Here is a 20,504-nt window from a genome sequence, read left to right as displayed (position 1 = left end):
AAACCCCCGAAAATTTGTCATATTAACCCCAGTTTGACCTAGGGTTTTCCGAATTGACGTTGATAAACTACTTCTTCCTTGCCAGATTCCAGCTTAATATCCGAGCGAGGATAGGCCACACATAACAAAGCATAGCCTTCTTTTTGCAGGTCGGGGGATAATCCCATGCCCTCACCTTGTTCGACGCTACCCTGGGAAAGTTGAGCGGCGCAGGTAGTACATACGCCCGCATTGCAGGAACTGGGTAAGTCAATCCCCGCATCGTAGGCCGCTTGTAGTATAGTTTGATCTTCCCTAACTTCGATCGTTTGTATTGTTCCTAAATGAGAAATTTCTACTTTGTAGGTTGTGGTCATAGCTAATGAATGATGCTTTGAACTTCACCTATTTTATCATTCTAGATTGCGGATATAGAGGACAGGGGAGAAATCTTTACCTAATCAGGTTTTCACTGGTTGGGGTATAATTGATTGTCATAAAAGATGATAAGATACTCACAATAAGTAACTTTTTCTGGCAATTTGCCCTGTAGTTCAAACAAACAAAAGAGAGAAATAAATTCTCTCTTCTGCTCATGAAAATTATGCCAATTTTCCCATAACCGAGGGGAAGTTATTCTATTTGTAATTGGCTCTCGTGTCTTTAACCGCCGCCCAAAAAAATAGGGCTGTTAGTGGCACACTTGCCGCTAGAATTAAGCCAGTGGTGGTATTGCCTAAATCCGGTTCTCCCGAACTAATTTCAAAGACACAACCCACACCAGCGATCGCTGCAATACAGGATAATAACAATAAAACGCCGCTTTTCGGGGTCATCTTCACTCCTCACCTAAATTAACTAATGCCTTTATTTTGTCACTTTCTCGACGGGTTTCACCGCTTGCACAGAAAAACCGTGTTTTTTTAATTCTTCATTGAGTGCCAAATCGTTATCTACTCTGTCCACGAACATGACACCATTAAGATGATCCATTTCGTGTTGAATTACCCGCGCTAGTAAACCGTTAGCTTGCAGTTTTCGCGGTTTCCCCTGTTCATCTTTATAACTCACTTCGATGGCTTGGGGACGGATGACATCTAAAAACACATCGGGAATACTCAAACAACCCTCTTCCGCTTTGCACAATTCCCGACTATAACCGATAATTTGGGGATTAATCAGAATTAAGGGCGTATTTTCCGGTTTATCGGGTTCACAATCGATGACAATCAATTGTTTATTGACTGCTACTTGCGGGGCTGCTAAACCGATACCATTAGCACTATACATAGTTTGCAGCATTTCTCTGGCTAATTGACGAATGCTGTCATCGACCTTAGCAATCCGCTTGGCCGGTTGACGCAGGACTCGATCGCCGAGATAATGCAGTTCTAAAGGGGGTTTTTCTAATTTGCGTTTTTCTACGGTAATAGTGGCGCTCATAAACTTAATTATCGATGGGATGACACAATTTTGATCTTAGTCACTGGTGCTGGGGCATTTCTCCGGAAAAGGGAGAAAAAAGCCCAGACTCTTCATAAAATTTTACACTGATCACAGACAGTTCGTCCATATCAGGGAGTGGGAAGTGGGGGAGTGGGGAAGTGGGAGCCTTGGTGGTTATCTTTTCGTCCCCTTGGCCGGCGCGTCTTTAACTGGTACTTTTGGATCGGTGGCGATGATGTGAAGATCGATATTTTTCTGCCAGATCAGACGCATGAGTTTTTGGGTGAAAGAACCTTTGATTAAATGCTTCCAGCGCGATTGACGGCTCTCCCCGATCACAATCTGGGTGATTCGTTCCTGTTCGGCCACTTCGGCGATCGCTTCGGCCACCTGATAGCTTTTAATCCGTAAGAATTTGCCCTCGAATTCCCGACATAAACGTTCGCAGGTTTCGATATGTAACGCCTCCTCTCTGGTGAGAAAGCGATCAGGGTTATCGACGAAAATCACAAAAAATTCCGCGTTCATATACCCCGCTATCCGGGCTCCTCGACGCAATAACCGTAAAGAGTTGGGATAGGTGGAAACACAGACTAATACCCGTTCGTGAACGGGACAGAATTGACCGATAAATGTTGAATTACTCGCTTCTTCTTCTACTGTATCAGCCACTTCGCGCAGGGCAAGTTCCCGGAGAGCGATTAAATTACGTCGTCGAAAGAAATTATTTAAAGATGGTTGGATCTTTTCGGGAGTGTAGATTTTTCCCGCTAATAATCTTTCCTCTAGGGTTTCGGCGGTGACATCTACCACGATCACTTCATCAGCTTCCTCCAAAATTCGATCGGGTATTCGCTCTCGCACCACCACCCCGGTGATTCGGGCAACCAGATCGTTTAAACTCTCGATATGCTGGATATTCACGGTCGAGTAAACATCAATTCCCTGGGATAAAATTATCTCCACGTCCTGAAAGCGTTTCTCTCGCTCCGAACCGGGTACATTCGTGTGGGCCAATTCATCGATCAGACACAGCTGCGGTGAGCGATCGATAATCGCTTCCGTATCCATTTCCGAGAGAGTGAATCCCTCTTTCTCTAGGATTTTTCTCGGTACGATTTCCAATCCCTCGGCTTTTTCGGCGGTCTCTTTCCGGCCGTGGGTTTCGAGCAGTCCAATCACCACGTCGGTTCCCTGCTTTCTGAGACTATGCCCCTCCTCCAGCATCTTGTAGGTTTTCCCGACTCCCGGAGCCATACCGATAAAAATTTTATGTCTTCCCCGTCGCACAATTGTCTCCTTTTTGGCAACTTGCCTTGTAGATTAATACTAAATCCAGTTATTAAAAACTGATTATTTATTCCCTCTTTTGCTTTTTGCCTGTCCTAATATGTAGCCTATACTCAACGGATTTAGTATGAGACCATTGTTCAAAAAATTGCTGAAACTCCTCAAAATAATTAACGGTTACTGCCAATTTCAGTAACTCGTCTAAAATCGATAATAAGGACATTTTATCGACCGCTTGCTCAATTGACTTGGCGCGATTATCGGTAAATAAGCTCTTTTAAGTAGCCGGTTATAATTAAATTTTAGGTTCGATCCCCCCTGCCCCCCTTGATAAGGGGGGTGCCGATAGGCGGGGGGATCTACCCTTGATAAGGGGGGTGCCGATAGGCGGGGGGATCTACCCTTGATAAGGGGGGTGCCGATAGGACGACTAGAAAGAAACTTCACCAATAAGCTAGGACGCATTCTAACCGCCTATCCTTAGATTAGCTTAATCTCCCCGATCCTTTTACTGTTGCCTTTTGCGGGATTGCAATAGTGCCTCGTCTCAACAGACAATTTAAATTCCCAGGCAATTTATCATCTAACCCTGACATTAGCCAACTTTGTTAGATAAGAACTTTTTTAATAATTATGATCGGCCTATAATAATAACTGTAGTCACCCCTATCCTTTAGGAAAATTCTCGGTTTAGGGTTGATGTCCTTCAGCGCAAGCGAGATTGGTTATGAAAATTAGCGAACTAGAAAACTACTTGGCTCAAGTTAAGTCAGAGATTGGTGACATCGATATCGTCTATCAATGTCGCAACCAGCACTATAGTTGGTTGGACAAAATTAGAAGCCATCAACTGAAAGTGTTAAAAAATACCGCAGACACTAAATTATTAATTTCTCTGCAATAGCCATTTTCTCTTGCTAGATGCTGGCAATGCCATAGAATACGCCTAATCTGCTTAACAGTTTATCTTTTCTTCCCTGTCGATAGGTTCTTAAACCAGCCGCGTCGCCAAAAGAAAATGATTAAACTGAAAGCAACGGTTAGCATCAATACCCAGACGAACATATAGCCCCAATACCATTCTAATTCGGGCATATTATAGGGAGATTTATCAGTATTAAAGTTCATGCCATAAATACCGACAATGAAGGTGAGAGGGATAAAAATCGTCGAGATTACCGTTAAAGTTTTCATAATCTCGTTCATTTTATTACTCACGGAAGACAGGTAAAAATCCATTAAACCATTGGCAAATTCCCGGTAGTTTTCGATAACATCAAGGATCTGTACCACATGGTCATAACAGTCCCTTAGATAGGGTTTAATCGTTGTATCGATGACAATATATTCATCGCGTAAAAGCGCATTGAGGATGTCTCTTTGCGGCCAAATTGCCCGTCGCAGGGAGAGTAATTCCTGACGTAGTTGGTAAATTTTTGATAAAGTCTGTTCCGTGGGACTAGCTAAAATTTCGTTTTCTAACTCCTCGATTCTTTCTCCGTAGGACTCTAACACAGGAAAATAACCGTCAATAATAGCATCCCAAATTGCGTAGGCCAAATAACCCGATTTTTGCTGTCGGATGGAACCTTTATTTAAACGGATTCTTTCCCTAACTCCCTCTAAAGAATCGTATTGTCCTTCCTCCTGCACGGTTAAAACATAATTCTTCCCGACTATTAAACTGATTTGTTCTAGCAAAAAACCCTGATGATCGATCAGGATAGCCATTGGCACTATAATTAAAATATAATTCTCGCATTCTTCTACTTTTGGTCTTTGGGGAATACTGACTATATCCTCAAGGGTTAAGGGATGTAAATGAAAAATTTCCCCCAATTCTTGCAGTTTATCTTCATTACCCAAACCGACGATATCAATCCAAGAGATGGAATCATTCGATAAATATTTAAGACAGTCTTTTGGTAAGAGATTATTGACTCTAGTGGCTTGTTGGGGGTTATAATTAATTAAAAATATCTCCGTAGCAACGGCATTTTCATCGATGGTGATTAACCCCGGCATCGTCCCGGGTTGGTTATAGTGATAATCGTAAAGGTGGGGTTTTGTCTGGGAGGATTTTCGCCCTTTTTTATACCTAGTTAATCTTTTGTTATTGCTCATAGTCGAGATCGATCGCTATTTGCCTTTTTCTTAGCATTAATCGCTCAAAAATACCGCAATTTTTAGCTAACTTTAAGATTGTCCAAGACTGTTAAGTAGCTGGTTATAATTAAATTAAAAATGGATTTTAGGTTCGATCCCCCCTGCCCCCCTTGATAAGGGGGGTGCCGATAGGCGGGGGGATCTGAAAGTTTTTAATACCCACCTGCTTAAAAAACGAATATTAAACGTAAATGCCAATTATTAGCCGTTTCTCTCTCGATTTCGATGCGACGGATAAACTCACGAAAATAAAAACGGCGCTCTATTTCCGATAAATCTCGCCAAAATTGCGGAAAAGCAACGGCACGAGCGATAATAGTCAGGTTATCGGGGGGTAATTGGTCTAAACGTCCTTGAATCTGCGCGATCTCGTTTTTCAGTTTATAGGCCCGTAGATTAGCCGTTTCTTGATCTAAAATTCCCACCGCTTCTAGGGAGGGCAATTGCGACAAAATATCGTTTTTTTGCCCTATTTCCTTGCTCATTCCCCGTTTAATCGCCTCTAAATCCGGTAAAGATATCTGAGCGATTGTCGGCGGTAGGTCTTGACAAATGCGCTCGATTGTGCTATGAAGAATTTTTTCATAAGCGATCGCCGAACATTTTTTTGTCCGGGGACATTGCAAAGGTCGCAAATAGAGGTATTCTGTGCCTTTTCCTCGCGCTGTCACTTTGGTAATTGTCATCCCCGATTGACATTGACTACAGACGACTAAACCCGCTAGGGAACGCGGGGCGCTGGCACTGCGGGGGGGTAATTTGCGATTATTTCTCAGGATGCGATCGATCTGGGCTGCTTCTTCCCGGGAGATAATCGGGGTGTGGGTATCGGGGACAATATCTTGACCGAGATAGCACAAATCGCCGCGATAAACGGGATTGGTCAGCCATTTATGGGCAGTAGCTACCGATATCTTTTTGCCGTAGCGTTTTTCTAGATAGCGCACCGTGGAACGCAGGGAAGCAGAAATCAAAAAGCGATCAAAAAAGTCTTTGACTACCGGTGCGGTACTGCGATCGAGTATATAACGCTCCTTGCCACGACGATAACCGTAGGGTGCTTTTCCGGGGGGAGGCAAAGCTTGCAGACGATTGTGAGCGTGACCTGCTTTTAAACGATTACTTAGTTCGTTTTTTGATATTTCTTGCAGAATCTTGGCAAAATTCAGCTTATAATCCGGGTCTTCTAGGGCAATTATATCTATGTCGAGGGCTTCTAAGGATTGTAAAATTTTGCTAACTTCCGTGCCATTGTCTCCCAATTCTGCTAGACGACGCAGGATCAGCAGTCGGGGGGGAGTCTCTTGACAATCGCGGAGCAGTTGCTGCCGTTGTGAGCGATCGCCAAAATCCTGATACACTTGTTCGGGAGAATAGGCCGAAATCGAGATATCAGGGGGACTATCGAACAGGGGGTTAGTATAGGTGTAGGCAATAATTTTCATGTTCTGCCAAAATCCTCCTATAGATAGGGTTTGCGGCAAAAAGTTGTTCGTGGGGGTAGGGTGTGGGGTGTGGGGTGTAGGGTGTAGGGTTTTACCAGTTTTGAGGTGGCCAATTACCTAATTTTCAGGGAAAAAGTGCCTAACTTTCCCCCCGATCACTCCCATATCTGGTACCTTTTGATTGACAAAAAGTCTAAAGGTCTTACCCAATAAGGTTTTTAGATTTATTCAGCAAGCCCTATTTACTGTTTACTAATCACTGAAAAAAGCATCCATGACGCTAGATAATTTTCGCATCAGTTTTGCTCCCTTGTCTTTGCAGGAAGTATATCAATTAGCCGATGATGGGGCTAATGGGGCTATTGTACTAATGAGTGGCACTGTACGGGAGCAAACCGACGGTAAACCGGTTATTTATCTTGATTATCAGGCCTACGAACCCATGGCGATGGAGGTTTTCCGACAAATTGCTCGGCAAATTCGGCAAACCTGGCCCGACACCAATCGAGTTGTTATTCACCATCGCACCGGTAAGCTACAAATCGGGGAAATTAGCGTCTTAGTAGCGGTGGGTTGTCCCCATCGGGGGGAAGCTTTCGCAGCCTGTCGTTATGCTATTGATACTCTCAAGCATAATGCCCCCATCTGGAAAAAAGAATACTGGTCTGATGGTTCTAGTCAATGGGTTAGTATTGGTGCTTGTGAAATAGCGCCTTAGGTCTAATAACGTAAAATCAAGGCGATTTTTTGGTAATCGTTCAAGGAATCCTCCTCGACTAAAGCTACACGTCCTCCCTTGGCCAATACCGCTTCGATAATTTCATCCACTGCATCATCGATTACCTCCGTACCACCGACATTTTCCACCAGCACTAAATCACCGTTTTCGCCTAAAACTGCGGGTACATGGTAATTTTTCTCCACTAATAACAATTTTCCTCGACCTTCCTGCGCTAAACGCCACACTTCTCCCAGGGTAGAGATAACTTTTTGAGCGCTGACTGCCGCATCCAAAGCTTGCAGAGCTTCAGTTTTTTGAGTCTGACGCACTGACTGCATAATCGGCAATACCTGTGGCATTAATTCCGACAGTGAGGTTTTGTCAAAATTGCCGGTTAAAGTACCAACAATTGCTGATGTGTACTGTGAAACTTCTTGAAAGAAGGAAATTTGACGAACCACTCCACCCACAATCAAAGGGGAAGAATCATCAACGTATTCACCCAGAGCATTATCTACCTGTTGGAAAAATCGCCGGATTCTATCATCTAGATAACTGGTATCGGCATCAAAGGGCAGTGGTGCGGTGGCCCCCGGTCCAGTCATTTCTAGGGGAAAATTCTGATCGCGAATTTCTTCGAGAGTTTCTCCTGTACCTGAGATTAAACGAGTAGAACCCTGACTTAATAGTAACAGCCAATAGGGTTGTTCTCGATGTAATCCATAAACTAAATCCCGTGTAGCAAAGGTTTTATCGATGATAACTCTTGCCTGGACAGAAAAAGGCAGGTTATAAAGCTTGGCCATATCTAGACCAATGTAGAGAGCTAATCCATCTAGAGTATAAAGATAATCTATTTCAGCCACTAGACTATCGAGGCGATCGAACAAAGGTTCGATTTCACGTTTAGAGAATTCTTCCGATAATCGGCGCTTTGCTTCATCGACCAAATTTTTAACAAGAATAGGGTCTTGTTTGTTATCCGGTGAGGTGCGATGGGTGGGTAAGAGAATGGAAAGGGCGGGTATTTGAGTTAGGGATTGTAGTTTCTTAAGTTCTTGACGAGTAATCATTGACTTTCCCTTGATTTATAGGGTTAAGGAGCTAAAAATACTGGCTTTATCAAGATTCTACGATTTATTCAGTATTCAAGCTAACATTTTAGGGAAAAAATGTAATTATATCTAGAAAATTAAGAATTTATACTGAATTGCTTTGGTAGAGATTGAGGGAATTTTTAACCAGAAAATAGGAATATTATTGATTTATCGATCGTCCACCATCAGGACAGAAAATATTAAGGATGGGCTTATTTACCCATCCTCGGAATAATTAGGCCGCTATGGCGGTTTTTTCGGCTATTAATGCCTCTTGGCGTTGGAATTCGGCTAATTGTGCCGTAATTTCATCCCGAACAATCTGACGGTATTCTAGGAAATGCTCGTTGTGGGCGCAGACAGTGATATAGTGTTCGGCATTGGCGGGATTATGGCGCAAAATACCGAATAAATTCTGCCAGAATTTCCAGCGAGTGGAACGTTTAAAGCCCTGTCGCCAGATAATTACCGCTAGGGCATAGAGATCAGCCCGGCGAGGTAGTTTAAAGGCTGGTTTAGCTTTAGGTGCGCCTAATTTCAGGAAACAGCGATAGGTGCGATCGAGAAATACCTCTGGATCGTACAATGTCCAGAAGGCTTCAATATATTCTGTGGCAATATCTTCGATCGGCCGGGTGGGAACGAAATTCATCAGGGTACTTTGGTTAATGTCCTGTTTCCCCGTTAATCGTAGTCGTCCTTCTTTTTCCAAGCGAGTCCATAGGGCGGTATTGGGTAAAGCTTGTAACATTCCAAATAGAGCCGTAGGAATGGCCGCTTCTTCGACAAAATTAATAATGCGATCGGCTGCTCCTTTTTTCTCGCCATCAAAACCGATGATAAATCCCGCCATAGGGCGCAATCCGGCTTTAATAATCTTTTCTACCGTCTCGGTTAAGGAGCTACGGGTATTTTGGAATTTTTTGGTTAATTGTAAGCTTTCTTCGTCGGGGGTTTCAATGCCTAAAAAGACCGCGTCAAAATAACAATCGACCATCATTTCCATTAATTCGGCATCGGCGGCTAAATCCACCGACGCTTCCGTGTTAAACCGGAAAGGATACTGGTGTTCTTCTTGCCAAACCTTTAATTCTTTGAGGAGTAATTTAACGTTACGCTTGTTACCGATAAAATTATCATCCACCATGAACACGCCCCGGCGCCAACCTAATTCGTAGAGATAATCTAATTCTTTTAATAATTGTGCGGGGGCTTTGGTGCGGGGTTTACGACCGTAGAGAACGATAATATCGCAAAATTCGCACTGGAAGGGACAGCCCCGCGAAAACTGCACCGACATGGAATCATAAGCTTCAAAATCGAGCAGATCGTAGCGGGGGATCGGGGTAATTGTCACATCGGGTTTTTCTGTGGTGCGGAAAACACCTTTAGTTTCTCCTTTTGCCAATGCTTCCACAAACATCGGGATGGTGATTTCTCCCTCATCGAGAATCAGAAAATCCGCCTCAGCAACTTCGTGGGGGATAGAAGTGGGATAGGGACCACCCACGGCCACCAGTTTACCCCGTTGTTTGGCTTCGTGAATTTGCTCGATTAAATCTTGACGTTGGACAATCATGCCGGAAAGAATCACTATTTCGGCCCAGTCCCATTCTGCTTCTGTCACCGCCCGAATATTGCGATCGACCAGTTTAAATTCCCATTCCTGCGGTAAAATCGCCGCCACCGTCACCATACCTAGGGGAGGAAGTAAGACTTTGCGATCGACTAATTCCAGAATTTTGTTATAGGACCAGAAAGTTGGCGGAAAAACGGGATAAATCAGTAAGGCGCGCATATTCACTCCTCGCTCGATGGCGATCGATTCTTGACCTTTCGCTTGATTGTAATCTTTTTCGGTCAGGTATGGGAAAACCGTTATTTAGCCCCAGAACTATGATCAGGCTTGATTTTCGGCCGCCATTGCCCACCCTTGACCCTACCCCCATAAAAGTTTATGGTCAACATCAATAAAATTTATGTAAAGAAATGTTGCATAGTCTGAAAAGTTATGTTACATTAAATATCAAGCACTTGACTCAAACGCAATTTTCTTATAGGAAGGCAATTCACCATGGATAAGCAAGAAAACAAACTCGGCTTCACCGCTTTCGCTGAAAACTGGAATGGTCGTTTAGCCATGCTCGGTTTCGTTATTGGCGTAGCTACGGAATACTTAACCCACAAAGGCATCCTTGCTCAATTAGGCCTAATGTAATTTGAGCCTCGATTGCTGTGCATCTACAATCATATTGAATAAACTGTAAAAAAAAGGGGGAGGAGCATAGCTCTTTCCCTTTTTAAGTGGGAGGTTGGGGAGATTTTTCAGTGATCAGTAAACAATAATCACTCATGGTGAAGCTAAGTAGTGAGTAGTAAGCTGTTCGTAATTTAAATTGCTTGTTGAGACGAGGCAAGAGGCAAGAGGCAAAAGGCAACAGTAAAGGGATTGGGGGAGGTTCGGCTAATTTAAGAATAAGCGGTTTAAATGTGTCTTAGCTTATCAATAGGGTAGAGGGAATCTTTAAGAAATTACCCAAAATCCCTAAGTATAGATATTGACGGCGCTAGACTCCCAACGTATAGATAAATACTGTTTCTGGAAGCCCATGACTGTGAGCTACGAAAAAATTACCCCACCGACAACAGGCTCGAAAATTACTTTTTCTGAGGGAAAACCTCTAGTTCCCGACGATCCGATCATTCCCTTCATTCGCGGTGACGGTACGGGGGTCGATATCTGGCCCGCAACCGAAAAAGTTATCGATGCAGCGATCGCCACAGCCTACGGTGGTCAAAGGAAAATCCATTGGTTTAAAGTCTATGCTGGCGATGAAGCTTGCGAAATCTACGGGACCTATCAATATCTACCCCAAGATACCTTGACAGCGATTAAAGAATATGGTATTGCCATCAAGGGTCCCCTGACCACTCCCATCGGTGGCGGCATTCGTTCCCTGAATGTGGCTCTGCGGCAGATTTTTGACCTTTATGCCTGTGTTCGTCCCTGTCGTTACTATGCGGGAACCCCTTCCCCCCATAAAACCCCGGAAAAACTCGATGTCATCGTCTATCGGGAAAATACCGAGGATATCTATCTCGGCATCGAATGGAAACAAGGCACGGAAATCGCTGATAAACTGATTAATTATCTCAACACGGAACTAATTCCCGCCACTCCCGAACACGGTAAAAAACAAATTCCCCTCGATGCGGGTATCGGGATCAAACCGATTAGTAAGACGGGTTCCCAAAGATTAGTCCGCCGGGCGATCGAACGAGCGCTGACTTTACCGAAACCGAAAAATCAAGTTACTCTCGTCCACAAGGGTAACATTATGAAATATACGGAAGGGGCGTTCCGGGATTGGGGTTATGAATTAGCTAAAAGTGAATTCCGGGATGTGTGCGTTACCGAGATGGAATCATGGATCCTGAGTAATAAGGAGAAAAACCCTGATCTGAGCATCGAAGATAACGCCCGCATGGTGGAACCGGGTTATGATGCCCTTACAGACGAGAAAAAAGCCAAAATCTGCCAAGAAGTTACCAGTGTTCTCGATGCTATCTGGGAAACCCACGGCAATGGGCAGTGGAAAGATAAAATTATGGTTAACGATCGCATTGCCGATAGTATCTTCCAACAGGTCCAAACCCGTCCCGATGAATACTCGATCCTCGCTACCATGAACCTGAATGGTGATTATCTCTCCGATGCGGCAGCGGCGATCGTCGGTGGTTTAGGGATGGGACCCGGGGCGAATATTGGCGATACTTGCGCTATTTTTGAGGCAACCCACGGCACAGCCCCTAAACACGCCGGTTTAGACCGAATTAACCCCGGTTCGGTGATTCTTTCGGGGGTGATGATGTTGGAATACATGGGATGGCAAGAAGCGGCCGATTTGATTAAAAAAGGCATCGCAGCGGCGATCGCTAATCGACAAGTTACCTACGATTTAGCGCGTCTGATGGAACCTCCCGTTAATCCTCCGCTGAAATGTTCCGAATTTGCCGATGCAATCATCTCCCATTTTGGGGATTAGTTTTCCGCTTAGGGTAGCCTGAAAACTGCCCTATTTTTCGGAAAATCCCCAAAATAACCCCTGCCTCCGTTAATGCAGACGTTTTAAGCGTTCTTGGAGAATTTGGGCTTGTTTTTCGGACTCTGCTAAAGCTTGCTTCGTTTTTTGGATTAAAGCTTCTGGAGCTTTTTCGACAAAGCTAGGTTTATTCAAGCGATCGCTTAAACTCTTGATTTCCCCTTCTACTTTAGCTAAATTTTTCGCTAATTTGCCAGCCAATACCGATATATCAACCAATCCGGACAGGGGGATGAGGATTTCTACCGTAGCGACAACACCAGCGATCGCTTGATTGACTTCCTCGGTTAATTTGGCCGTCAAAATTAAGTTTTCAATCTTGGCCAAGTCTTTTAAGTACACTTGTCCGCGTTGCAGAATAGCTAATTCTTGGCTGTTTTCTGTCTGTAAAATTGCCGTGATCGTTGCCCCCGGTTTAATCCCCGCTTCGGCCCGCAAATTACGCAACACCCGAATACTTTCTATTAATAACTCAAAAGTATTTTCTAAATCTAGATCGATCAGAGAACTATCAGCTATTGGATAGGTTTCTAAGGCCAAAACCTGCTGATTTTCTTGGGTTAAATGATGCCAAATTTCCTCGGTAATATGGGGCATAAAGGGATGTAATAATTTTAATGTTCCTGCCAAGATAAAAGCCAAAGTTTGCCTTGCTGTAGCACAGGAAACCGATTCTTTATCCTTCCATAAACGAGTTTTCACTAACTCGATATACCAATCACAGAAATCGCCCCAGATAAATTCGTATAGACCTTTTGCCGCTTCTCCCATGCCATAATTTTCTAGATAATCTCTAGTTTTTTGCACTGTTTGATGATAACGAGATAAAATCCAGCGATCAGCTAATTCTAAATTTTCTAAAGCTGGTTCTCCCAATTCTTCTGGGGTTTTTCCCTCCAGATTCATCATGACAAAACGGGAAGCATTCCAAATTTTATTGGCAAAATTTCGGGCCGCTTCTACGGATTCCGATTCATCGGTTTTACGGTTGTATTGCAGACTGATATCCTGTCCTGCTCCTGCCACTTCTCGGATTAAGGTATATCGTAAAGCATCGGTTCCATATTTATCAATTAAAATTAGGGGATCGATGCCGTTATTGGCAGATTTAGACATCTTTTTGCCGTTTTCATCCCTAACTAAACCGTGAATATAGACATCTTTAAAAGGCATTTGTCGCGTAAAATAGCCCGCCATCATCGTCATTCTGGCCACCCAGAAAAAGATAATATCAAAACCGGTGACGAGGGTTGTGGTGGGATAATAGGTGTCTAGATCAAGGGTTTTTTCTGGCCATCCCATAGTCGAAAATGGCCACAATCCCGAGGAAAACCAAGTATCTAAAACATCGGGGTCTTGTTGAATAATTATATCCTCTCCATACTCCTGTTTGGCCTTAGCTAAAGCGGAGGTTTCATCCTGAGCAACGACGAAGGGAGTATGATTAGTAATTTCGTTATTAGTTTCACTGATAATATACCAAGCGGGAATTTGATGACCCCACCACAGTTGTCGAGAAATACACCAATCTTTTAGTTTAACTAACCAATCACGATAAACTTTTGTCCATCTTTCTGGCACAAAACGGGGCGAGTTTTCCTGATCTAAACAGGCTAAAGCTTTTGTGGCTAAAGGTTCAATTTTAACGAACCATTGGGTAGATAAAAGGGGTTCCACGGGAACTTTACCTCGATCGCTATAGGGGACGCTATGGCGATAGGCTTCAATCTTAACTAAAAAACCGTCTTCATCGAGTTTTTTAACGACATTTTTGCGGGCAACAAAACGATCTTGACCTGCGAATATTCCGGCATTTTCGTTTAAACTGCCGTCTAAATTCATGATATTAATAAAGGCTAAATTATGGCGTTTACCCATCTCAAAATCCTTGGGATCGTGGGCCGGCGTAACTTTGACGCAACCGGTACCGAATTGGGGATCCACTAATTCATCGGCAATAATCGGGATTTCTCGCCCCATTATCGGTAAAGTGACGGTTTTGCCGATTAAATGGCGATAACGGGGGTCTTGCGGGTTGACAGCGACACCAGTATCACCGAGCATGGTTTCAGGCCTTGTGGTGGCTACTTGAAGATAACCGCTACCATCGCTGAGAGGATAGCGAAAATACCAGAGATTTCCCTCAATATCCTTGTTTTCCACCTCTAAATCGGAAACGGCCGACCGGGATTCGGGACACCAGTTAACCAAGTATTGACCGCGATAGATTAATCCGTCCTCATAGAGTTTGATAAAAGCAGTACGGACAGCATGGGAAAGTCCCTCGTCCATGGTGAAACGTTCCCGCGTCCAATCGACGGATACCCCCAAGCGTCGCAGTTGATTAACAATGGTACTACCAGACTCCTCTTTCCATTGCCAAGCGCGATCGAGGAATTTTTCCCTTCCTAGTTGATAACGGTCGGTTTTTTCGGCTTTTAATTGGCGATCGAGTATAGCTTGTACTGCAATACTAGCGTGATCTGTACCGGGCAGCCAGAGGGTATTTTTGCCGGTCATGCGTTTGTAGCGAACAAGTGTATCAATCAAGGAACTCTCAAAAGCGTGACCCATGTGGAGACTACCGGTAACATTGGGAGGGGGGATGACTATACAGTAGGTTTCGCCGCCTTTTTCGGGGTTTGCTGTAAATATTTCTTGATTTTCCCAATATTGCTGCCATTTCGTTTCTGTGATCTTGGGATCGTATTGCTTCGATAGTTCCGAGGTCATGATGGGGGGATTCTACAATTCTTAGTTCTTTGTCAATTGTCCCACATTTGGGAGAGATCAAATTCCTGTTTAGTTGCCAGCTAAAAATTTTCAAGAGTCCTATTAAGATAGCTGTTATCTTTTACTTGGGTAAAAATAGCTAATTTCTGGTAACTTTTTTGTATCTCACCAGTATAATAATTGCTATAATCAATTGAGGGAGTCAATCAATAAGTGGGTAGGTATTAAAAACTTTCAGATGCCCCCCTTATCAAGGGGGGATTAAGGGGTGATCGAACCTAAAATCCATTTTTAATTTAATTATAACCAGCTACTTAAATTATGACCATAGCAACAGATAAAAGTACCTATAGCTTTGCCGAATATTTACAACTAGAGGAAACGGCAGCCTATAAACATGAGTATCAAGATGGGGAAATTATACCGATGACAGGAGGCACTACCGATCATAATAAAATTGCTCTCAATTTTGCCGCTTATTTAAAATTTGCCCTCAAAGGACAGAAATATAATATTTTTATCGGTGATGTGAAATTATGGATAGCGCAATATCGTCAAGCAACCTATCCCGATGTGATGTTAATTGAGGGAGAACCGATTTATTATGAAACTGGCAAGACAACTGTTACCAATCCCAGATTAATAGTAGAAGTCCTCTCAAAATCAACTCAAAATTATGACCAGGGCGATAAATTTCTCTATTATCGTTCGCTGCCGGAATTGCAAGAATATATTCTGATTAGTCAAAGTCGTCCCTATATCATGCAGTATAACAAAACTGAAGAAAATAAATGGTTATTAACGGAATACGAGGGCGAAAATGCCAGTTTATCTTTAACTTCTGTCAATTTCGATCTCAGTTTTCAGGAAATTTACGAAGGAGTTACTTTTAATATAATTAATAAACCTCTTGCATAATTAATTTTTCAGGGTTCAAAAACGGCAAAAATAAGGATTAAATAGCATAAAGTCTGTAAATAGACCATTTAACTGATTATTATTCATTCTTAATTCTCCTTACTCCTGACTACTGGCTACTGACTCCTAACCCCACCAACAAACTTTTTGCTGCAAACCCTATTTAACGATTTGCCTTGAATTTTTGTTTTTTTGCCAGTATTCTCGCCAAGAAAGTCCAGAAATCGATCTCTATAGGCTCAATTTCGCCGCTAAAGCGATCGCTACTGGGAAAATGCGATGTTCTTGCACTTGAATGCGTTCGTGGAGACTGGCTGCGGTATCATCCGGGAGAATGGGAACCACTGCTTGCATTAAAATTGGTCCACTATCTACCTCCGCGCGAGCGATATGCACAGTACATCCGGTCACTTTTACCCCTGCCGCTAAAGCTTGTTCCACGGCACGCACACCTTTAAAACTGGGTAGTAAACTAGGATGGATATTGATCACGCGATCGGGAAAAGCATCTAGTAAAACCGGGGTGACAATTCGCATCCAGCCCGCCATAATTACCCATTTTACGCCGTATTCTTGGAAAGTTTCGACTATTGCCCGATCGAGTTCTTCTCTGGGTTTAAATTGACGATGATCGAGGAAAACCGCAGGGATATTGTAGTGATCGGCTTTTTCTTTTACCTTGGCATCGGGATTATTGTAGATGAGGACAGAAATCCGGGCATTTAGCTGTTTTTTAGCGATCGCTGCTGCCAAAACAGCAAAATTGGAACCACTACCAGAAGCCATCACTCCTAAAGAGAGGGTTTCCTCTAGGGGAATATCGGCCAAACTAAGATCGGGAGAAATTAAACTTGGGGAAATTGTCATCATATTTTATAACCGAGTTCGAGTGCATTGCAAAAGCTATTGAGGCGATTCAGCAAAGCATTATAGTAAGAATAAGCATCATCCCGTTCCTCTTGGAGATAGGCATACAAGGTTAGCTCAGGCTCTGAAGCTAGGTGATTTTTAGGGATATCGAAACCGACTTCGGTTAGGCGCGTCGATGCGATCGCAACTAGCAGCGCCCCAATGGTATTGGACTCCCCATTGTGAAGATCCCTCAGTCCGGGTAAGATGATCTCGGCTCCTGGCAACTCATTGAGATTCATGATTGTTTCTCCTCTGGTGGATATTCAAAACGTTCAATGAAGTTCTCGACTCTGCTTCTCAGTACATCAGGGTTAAGGGAGGGGAATCGAAAAAATCCCCATCCCCTCCCCTATCCCCGTTGTTTCAAACCCGTTTCAATAGCGGCAATGACTGTTTCTATGACTTTAACGCGGGCGAAATACTTATCATTTGCCGCTACAATCGTCCAGGGGGCGACGGGGGTGCTAGTACGGGCTACCATGTGATTAACTGCCACATGATAGAGGGGCTGTTTTTCCCGATTGCGCCAATCTTCATCGGTGAGTTTATGCTGACGATAGGGGTTAGTTTGGCGCTCGTTGAAGCGATTTAACTGTTCTTCGGGACTAATATGTAACCAGAATTTGACTAAAACACAGCCTGAATGGGTTAATTGTGCTTCAAATTCGTTAATTTCTTGATATGCCCGTCGCCACTCCATATCTTTAGCGAATCCTTCCACTCTCTCCACCAAAATCCGTCCATACCAACTGCGATCGAATATACCGATAGTTTTGGCTGCGGGTAATTTGCGCCAGAAGCGCCAGAGATAATGATAGCGGTGTTCTTCCTCCGTCGGGGCAGCAAAGGCAATCACTTGATAACTGCGAGGATCGAGGGTATCGGTTAAGCGTTTGATCGCACCTCCCTTACCGGCGGCATCCCATCCTTCAAAGAGGACTAAAACGGGAATATTTGCCTGAAAAATCTCTAATTGCAGCTTTCTTAATTCTACCTGTGCCTGACGCAAACGGATTTTATAGTCTTCTTTTTCCAATTTGGCACTTAAGTCCACTCTCCCCAGATAATCGGGTTCTGTGGGCAGTAACTGGGCTTGAGGTGGTAGATTGACAGGAGGTTCGATCGGTAATTGGCGCTGATCCAAAGCTTGAGCGATCGTACCGACTAATTGGGAGAGAACTTTTACCCGGGCCCAACGTTGACAGTTGCCCTCCACCAATATCCAAGGGGCGGCCCCCGTGCTAGTGTAGGTAATCATTTCCTCGGCTAAACTGGCATACTCATCATAACGTTTGGCCTGTTGCCAATCTTCTGGACGCACGCGCCAAGATTCTAGTTCATTTTCGGCGTATTCTTTGATGCGTGACTTTAATTCCTTTTGACTGAGGTGAATCCAGAATTTAGCGATCGCAACCCGATCATCAAATAATTGTCGCTCAAAGGTGTTGATATCGCGCATGACTAGGGGAATCTGGGAGGAGGGCAATTTATTTAAGAGTCGATCCTCTAGTAGATGGGTGTACCAACTGTGATAAAAAATGCCGATACTGCCTTTTGCTGGCAGTTTTTGCCAAAATCGCCACAAAAACGGGTAACTTTCCTCTTGGGGGGAAGGGGTTAAAATTGGATGGACGGTAAAACCGCGAGGATCCATATAGTTAACCATTTTTTTGACTAAAGTTCCCTTCCCTGCCGCCGCCCAACCTTCCAAAACCACCACCACGGGTAATTTGCACTCCCAACAGGACTTCTGTAGCGATCGCAGTTGCTGCATTAAATCTTTAATTTGTGATTGATAAGTTTCCTTGTCAAGGGAAAGAGATAGATCGAGGGGACTTAACATGATGGTCAACTCAAAGCAAAATTAGGGTATAAAGTTATAGACAAGTCAATTTCAAATAGGTATGATCGCGTGTCTCAAGTTAAACCTACCATTCTCGTTACTGGCGGTGCGGGTTATATTGGTTCCCATGCAGTTCTAGCGCTCAAAAATGCCGGTTATTCCGTCATCGTACTCGATAATTTATCCTACGGTCACGCCGAAATTATTAAGGATATATTAAAAGTTGAGTTAATTGTCGGTGATACTAGGGATCGATCGCTACTGGATGATTTATTTGCTAGTCGTGATATTACCGCTGTCATGCACTTTGCCGCTTTTATTGCCGTGGGGGAATCGGTCCAAGAACCGGCTATTTACTATCAAAATAATGTTAGTGGTAGTCTGACTCTTTTGCAAGCGATGATCGCTGCCGATGTGAAGAAATTTGTTTTTTCTTCCACCTGTGCCATTTATGGAATGCCGAAGGAAATTCCGATGACGGAAAGTCATCCCCATCATCCCCTCAGTCCCTACGCAGCCAGTAAGGAAATGGTGGAACAAATTCTTAGAGATTTTGATCCAGCCTATGGTTTAAAATCGGTGGCTTTCCGTTATTTTAATGCTTCAGGAGCCGATCCCAGTGGTTTATTAGGGGAAGATCACCAACCGGAAACCCATTTAATTCCCTTGGCTTTATTAACTGCCCTGAAAAAACGGGATTCCCTGTCAGTTTTCGGCACGGATTATGATACTCCCGATGGCACTGCTGTGCGGGATTATATCCATGTTAATGATTTGGCACAGGCTCACGTTTTAGGCTTAGAATATCTCTTAAATGGGGGCGAAAGTAATGTGTTTAATTTGGGTAATGGTAACGGTTTTTCTGTGCGTGAAGTGATTGAAACAGCGCAAGCGGTAACTGGTTTAGATATTCCTATCATCGAAAGTCCCAGAAGGGCAGGTGATGCCCCGATTTTAATCGGCAGTAGTGATAAAGCTAAACAGGTTCTCGGTTGGCATCCCCAATATGCCGATCTCAAGGTAATAGTTGAACACGCCTGGAATTGGCATCAAAAAAGACACGCTTAACAGCGATCAAGTGCTAAACTTTACTATTATCAGATTGAACAATTCTAAGTAAGTGGTTTCAATTAAATTGAAGATAGATTTTGTCTTTGATCCCCCCTTAATTCCCCCTTGATAAGGGGGGTATCTGACAATTTTGAACATCCACCTACTTATCAGTCGATAACAGTAAAAAAACACTAGAGGCTGATAGTTTACCGCTATAAGCTTCTCCAGAATTATCTCAAATGCAATGCTATGAATAACAAAATAATCTTAATATTTATGGGCTTGACTTTTTTGGCGAGTTGTGCTGATAGTAAACAGTTTCAATGTCAAAAAATCTATCGGATTGCCAACGAAGTGGCCCAAGAAACCAAATCTTTAACCAAGGGTCAAGGGACAGAAATTGACCAAAAAAGTTGGCTATTAGCCGCCGATAAAATCGAACAGGCCGCGGAAAATATGAAAAAATTAGCAGTGAAGGATCCCGAACTAGATAAATATAAAATCGCTTTCGCTCAAGTTTACGAAGATTATGCCACTGCCACTCGTGAAATAATTCAAGTGATCGAAACTCGCAATAAAAACGGGGCAAAATTAGCACAGGAAAAGGTAAGAAAAGCTGGACAATTAGAAAAAGAAACTGGCGAAGCTTTTAATACCTATTGTCAAGCACAGTAAATCAGTTATCAGTTATCAGTTATCAGTTATCAGTTATCAGTTATCAGTTATCAGTTATCAGTTATCAGTTATCAGTTATCAGTTATCAGTTATCAGTTATCAGTTATCAGTTATCAGTTATCA

The 20,504-nt window shown here is 43.3% G+C and carries 20 protein-coding genes; 7 read left to right on the top strand and 13 right to left on the bottom strand.

What is annotated here, in order from left to right:
- Window positions 1-38: 38 nt before the first annotated feature.
- The 5 genes from IQ234_RS10450 to IQ234_RS10430 all read right to left on the bottom strand — a co-directional run bounded on the left by IQ234_RS10450 (window position 39) and on the right by IQ234_RS10430 (window position 2,938).
- The gene (locus IQ234_RS10450) at window positions 39-356 is read right to left on the bottom strand and encodes a 2Fe-2S iron-sulfur cluster-binding protein (protein WP_002746781.1); all 318 of its coding nucleotides are present in this window, start codon (window positions 354-356) and stop codon (window positions 39-41) included.
- 261 nt (window positions 357-617) lie between these two features.
- A complete protein-coding gene (locus tag IQ234_RS10445; RefSeq protein ID WP_002731987.1) occupies window positions 618-815 on the bottom strand; it encodes a hypothetical protein in 198 nt (65 codons plus the stop codon).
- 31 nt (window positions 816-846) lie between these two features.
- Window positions 847-1,422 carry a peptide deformylase gene (gene def / locus IQ234_RS10440; protein ID WP_110580238.1) on the bottom strand — a complete coding sequence of 192 codons (576 nt, stop codon included), beginning with the start codon at window positions 1,420-1,422 and terminating at the stop codon, window positions 847-849.
- Between the two features lie 177 nt (window positions 1,423-1,599).
- Window positions 1,600-2,715 carry a universal stress protein gene (locus tag IQ234_RS10435; RefSeq protein WP_193957045.1) on the bottom strand — a complete coding sequence of 372 codons (1,116 nt, stop codon included), beginning with the start codon at window positions 2,713-2,715 and terminating at the stop codon, window positions 1,600-1,602.
- Window positions 2,716-2,782: 67 nt separating this feature from the next.
- Window positions 2,783-2,938: a hypothetical protein gene (locus tag IQ234_RS10430; RefSeq protein ID WP_172456231.1), complete on the bottom strand. Its 156-nt coding sequence runs from the start codon at window positions 2,936-2,938 to the stop codon at window positions 2,783-2,785.
- Window positions 2,939-3,442: 504 nt separating this feature from the next.
- Here IQ234_RS10430 and IQ234_RS10425 point away from each other — a divergent pair.
- Window positions 3,443-3,619 carry a hypothetical protein gene (locus IQ234_RS10425; RefSeq protein ID WP_008199960.1) on the top strand — a complete coding sequence of 59 codons (177 nt, stop codon included), beginning with the start codon at window positions 3,443-3,445 and terminating at the stop codon, window positions 3,617-3,619.
- A gap of 59 nt (window positions 3,620-3,678) precedes the next feature.
- Here the strand turns inward: IQ234_RS10425 and corA are convergent, their stop codons facing one another.
- Entirely contained in the window at window positions 3,679-4,839 is a 1,161-nt protein-coding gene (gene corA, locus IQ234_RS10420) for a magnesium/cobalt transporter CorA (protein WP_193957044.1), read from the bottom strand.
- Window positions 4,840-5,048: 209 nt separating this feature from the next.
- Window positions 5,049-6,326, bottom strand: coding sequence for a recombinase family protein (locus tag IQ234_RS10415; protein ID WP_193957043.1), 1,278 nt, complete (start codon window positions 6,324-6,326; stop codon window positions 5,049-5,051).
- A 274-nt stretch (window positions 6,327-6,600) separates the two neighbouring features.
- On the opposite strand from IQ234_RS10415, the gene IQ234_RS10410 reads away from it, so the two are divergent.
- A complete protein-coding gene (locus tag IQ234_RS10410; protein WP_193957042.1) occupies window positions 6,601-7,044 on the top strand; it encodes a molybdenum cofactor biosynthesis protein MoaE in 444 nt (147 codons plus the stop codon).
- A 2-nt stretch (window positions 7,045-7,046) separates the two neighbouring features.
- Here IQ234_RS10410 and IQ234_RS10405 read toward each other — a convergent pair whose 3' ends face one another.
- Both IQ234_RS10405 and IQ234_RS10400 read right to left on the bottom strand, forming a co-directional pair.
- A complete protein-coding gene (locus IQ234_RS10405) occupies window positions 7,047-8,120 on the bottom strand; it encodes a hypothetical protein (protein WP_193957041.1) in 1,074 nt (357 codons plus the stop codon).
- A 259-nt stretch (window positions 8,121-8,379) separates the two neighbouring features.
- The gene (locus IQ234_RS10400) at window positions 8,380-9,942 is read right to left on the bottom strand and encodes a B12-binding domain-containing radical SAM protein (RefSeq protein ID WP_193957040.1); all 1,563 of its coding nucleotides are present in this window, start codon (window positions 9,940-9,942) and stop codon (window positions 8,380-8,382) included.
- 276 nt (window positions 9,943-10,218) lie between these two features.
- Here IQ234_RS10400 and IQ234_RS10395 point away from each other — a divergent pair, with 276 nt between their 5' ends.
- Together IQ234_RS10395 and IQ234_RS10390 are read left to right on the top strand one after the other, a co-directional pair.
- Complete coding sequence (locus IQ234_RS10395; protein ID WP_002734821.1) at window positions 10,219-10,362, top strand: high light inducible protein; 144 nt, start codon at window positions 10,219-10,221, stop codon at window positions 10,360-10,362.
- A 391-nt stretch (window positions 10,363-10,753) separates the two neighbouring features.
- Complete coding sequence (locus tag IQ234_RS10390) at window positions 10,754-12,190, top strand: NADP-dependent isocitrate dehydrogenase (protein WP_193957039.1); 1,437 nt, start codon at window positions 10,754-10,756, stop codon at window positions 12,188-12,190.
- Window positions 12,191-12,259: 69 nt separating this feature from the next.
- Here the strand turns inward: IQ234_RS10390 and IQ234_RS10385 are convergent, their stop codons facing one another.
- On the bottom strand, window positions 12,260-14,980 hold the full coding sequence (locus IQ234_RS10385; protein ID WP_193957038.1) for a valine--tRNA ligase: 2,721 nt from the start codon (window positions 14,978-14,980) through the stop codon (window positions 12,260-12,262).
- Window positions 14,981-15,301: 321 nt separating this feature from the next.
- Here IQ234_RS10385 and IQ234_RS10380 point away from each other — a divergent pair, with 321 nt between their 5' ends.
- Window positions 15,302-15,898, top strand: a complete 597-nt coding sequence (locus tag IQ234_RS10380; RefSeq protein ID WP_193957037.1) for a Uma2 family endonuclease — start codon at window positions 15,302-15,304, stop codon at window positions 15,896-15,898.
- A 231-nt stretch (window positions 15,899-16,129) separates the two neighbouring features.
- On the opposite strand, the gene purN is transcribed toward IQ234_RS10380, so the two are convergent.
- The 3 genes from purN to pap form a co-directional block, all read right to left on the bottom strand.
- Complete coding sequence (purN, locus tag IQ234_RS10375; RefSeq protein WP_193957036.1) at window positions 16,130-16,768, bottom strand: phosphoribosylglycinamide formyltransferase; 639 nt, start codon at window positions 16,766-16,768, stop codon at window positions 16,130-16,132.
- On the bottom strand, window positions 16,765-17,049 hold the full coding sequence (locus IQ234_RS10370; RefSeq protein WP_193957035.1) for a hypothetical protein: 285 nt from the start codon (window positions 17,047-17,049) through the stop codon (window positions 16,765-16,767). Before IQ234_RS10370 ends, purN begins: the two co-directional genes overlap by 4 nt.
- Window positions 17,050-17,159: 110 nt before the next feature.
- Window positions 17,160-18,653, bottom strand: a complete 1,494-nt coding sequence (gene pap, locus IQ234_RS10365; protein WP_193957034.1) for a polyphosphate:AMP phosphotransferase — start codon at window positions 18,651-18,653, stop codon at window positions 17,160-17,162.
- Between the two features lie 69 nt (window positions 18,654-18,722).
- Here pap and galE point away from each other — a divergent pair, with 69 nt between their 5' ends.
- Both galE and IQ234_RS10355 read left to right on the top strand, forming a co-directional pair.
- Window positions 18,723-19,721: a UDP-glucose 4-epimerase GalE gene (galE, locus tag IQ234_RS10360; RefSeq protein WP_193957033.1), complete on the top strand. Its 999-nt coding sequence runs from the start codon at window positions 18,723-18,725 to the stop codon at window positions 19,719-19,721.
- 234 nt (window positions 19,722-19,955) lie between these two features.
- Entirely contained in the window at window positions 19,956-20,381 is a 426-nt protein-coding gene (locus tag IQ234_RS10355) for a hypothetical protein (RefSeq protein WP_193957032.1), read from the top strand.
- Window positions 20,382-20,504: the final 123 nt, after the last annotated feature.

This window comes from Microcystis aeruginosa LEGE 91341, from assembly GCF_015206885.1.
Classification (GTDB): Bacteria; Cyanobacteriota; Cyanobacteriia; order Cyanobacteriales; family Microcystaceae; genus Microcystis; species Microcystis aeruginosa_H.
The sequence above is the reverse complement of the archived record's forward strand: the minus strand, read 5'-3'. Positions and strand labels throughout refer to the sequence as shown.

Coding starts and splice junctions, on each gene's coding strand:
- IQ234_RS10385 (WP_193957038.1), bottom strand. CDS start 14,980: ATGACCTCGGAACTATCGAAGCAATACGATCCCAAGATCACAGAAACG.
- IQ234_RS10355 (WP_193957032.1), top strand. CDS start 19,956: ATGAATAACAAAATAATCTTAATATTTATGGGCTTGACTTTTTTGGCG.
- IQ234_RS10380 (WP_193957037.1), top strand. CDS start 15,302: ATGACCATAGCAACAGATAAAAGTACCTATAGCTTTGCCGAATATTTA.
- IQ234_RS10400 (WP_193957040.1), bottom strand. CDS start 9,942: ATGCGCGCCTTACTGATTTATCCCGTTTTTCCGCCAACTTTCTGGTCC.
- def (WP_110580238.1), bottom strand. CDS start 1,422: ATGAGCGCCACTATTACCGTAGAAAAACGCAAATTAGAAAAACCCCCT.
- IQ234_RS10405 (WP_193957041.1), bottom strand. CDS start 8,120: ATGATTACTCGTCAAGAACTTAAGAAACTACAATCCCTAACTCAAATA.
- IQ234_RS10425 (WP_008199960.1), top strand. CDS start 3,443: ATGAAAATTAGCGAACTAGAAAACTACTTGGCTCAAGTTAAGTCAGAG.
- IQ234_RS10415 (WP_193957043.1), bottom strand. CDS start 6,326: ATGAAAATTATTGCCTACACCTATACTAACCCCCTGTTCGATAGTCCC.
- purN (WP_193957036.1), bottom strand. CDS start 16,768: ATGATGACAATTTCCCCAAGTTTAATTTCTCCCGATCTTAGTTTGGCC.
- IQ234_RS10445 (WP_002731987.1), bottom strand. CDS start 815: ATGACCCCGAAAAGCGGCGTTTTATTGTTATTATCCTGTATTGCAGCG.
- IQ234_RS10410 (WP_193957042.1), top strand. CDS start 6,601: ATGACGCTAGATAATTTTCGCATCAGTTTTGCTCCCTTGTCTTTGCAG.
- IQ234_RS10370 (WP_193957035.1), bottom strand. CDS start 17,049: ATGAATCTCAATGAGTTGCCAGGAGCCGAGATCATCTTACCCGGACTG.
- corA (WP_193957044.1), bottom strand. CDS start 4,839: ATGAGCAATAACAAAAGATTAACTAGGTATAAAAAAGGGCGAAAATCC.
- IQ234_RS10395 (WP_002734821.1), top strand. CDS start 10,219: ATGGATAAGCAAGAAAACAAACTCGGCTTCACCGCTTTCGCTGAAAAC.
- pap (WP_193957034.1), bottom strand. CDS start 18,653: ATGTTAAGTCCCCTCGATCTATCTCTTTCCCTTGACAAGGAAACTTAT.
- IQ234_RS10450 (WP_002746781.1), bottom strand. CDS start 356: ATGACCACAACCTACAAAGTAGAAATTTCTCATTTAGGAACAATACAA.
- IQ234_RS10430 (WP_172456231.1), bottom strand. CDS start 2,938: ATGTCCTTATTATCGATTTTAGACGAGTTACTGAAATTGGCAGTAACC.
- IQ234_RS10390 (WP_193957039.1), top strand. CDS start 10,754: ATGACTGTGAGCTACGAAAAAATTACCCCACCGACAACAGGCTCGAAA.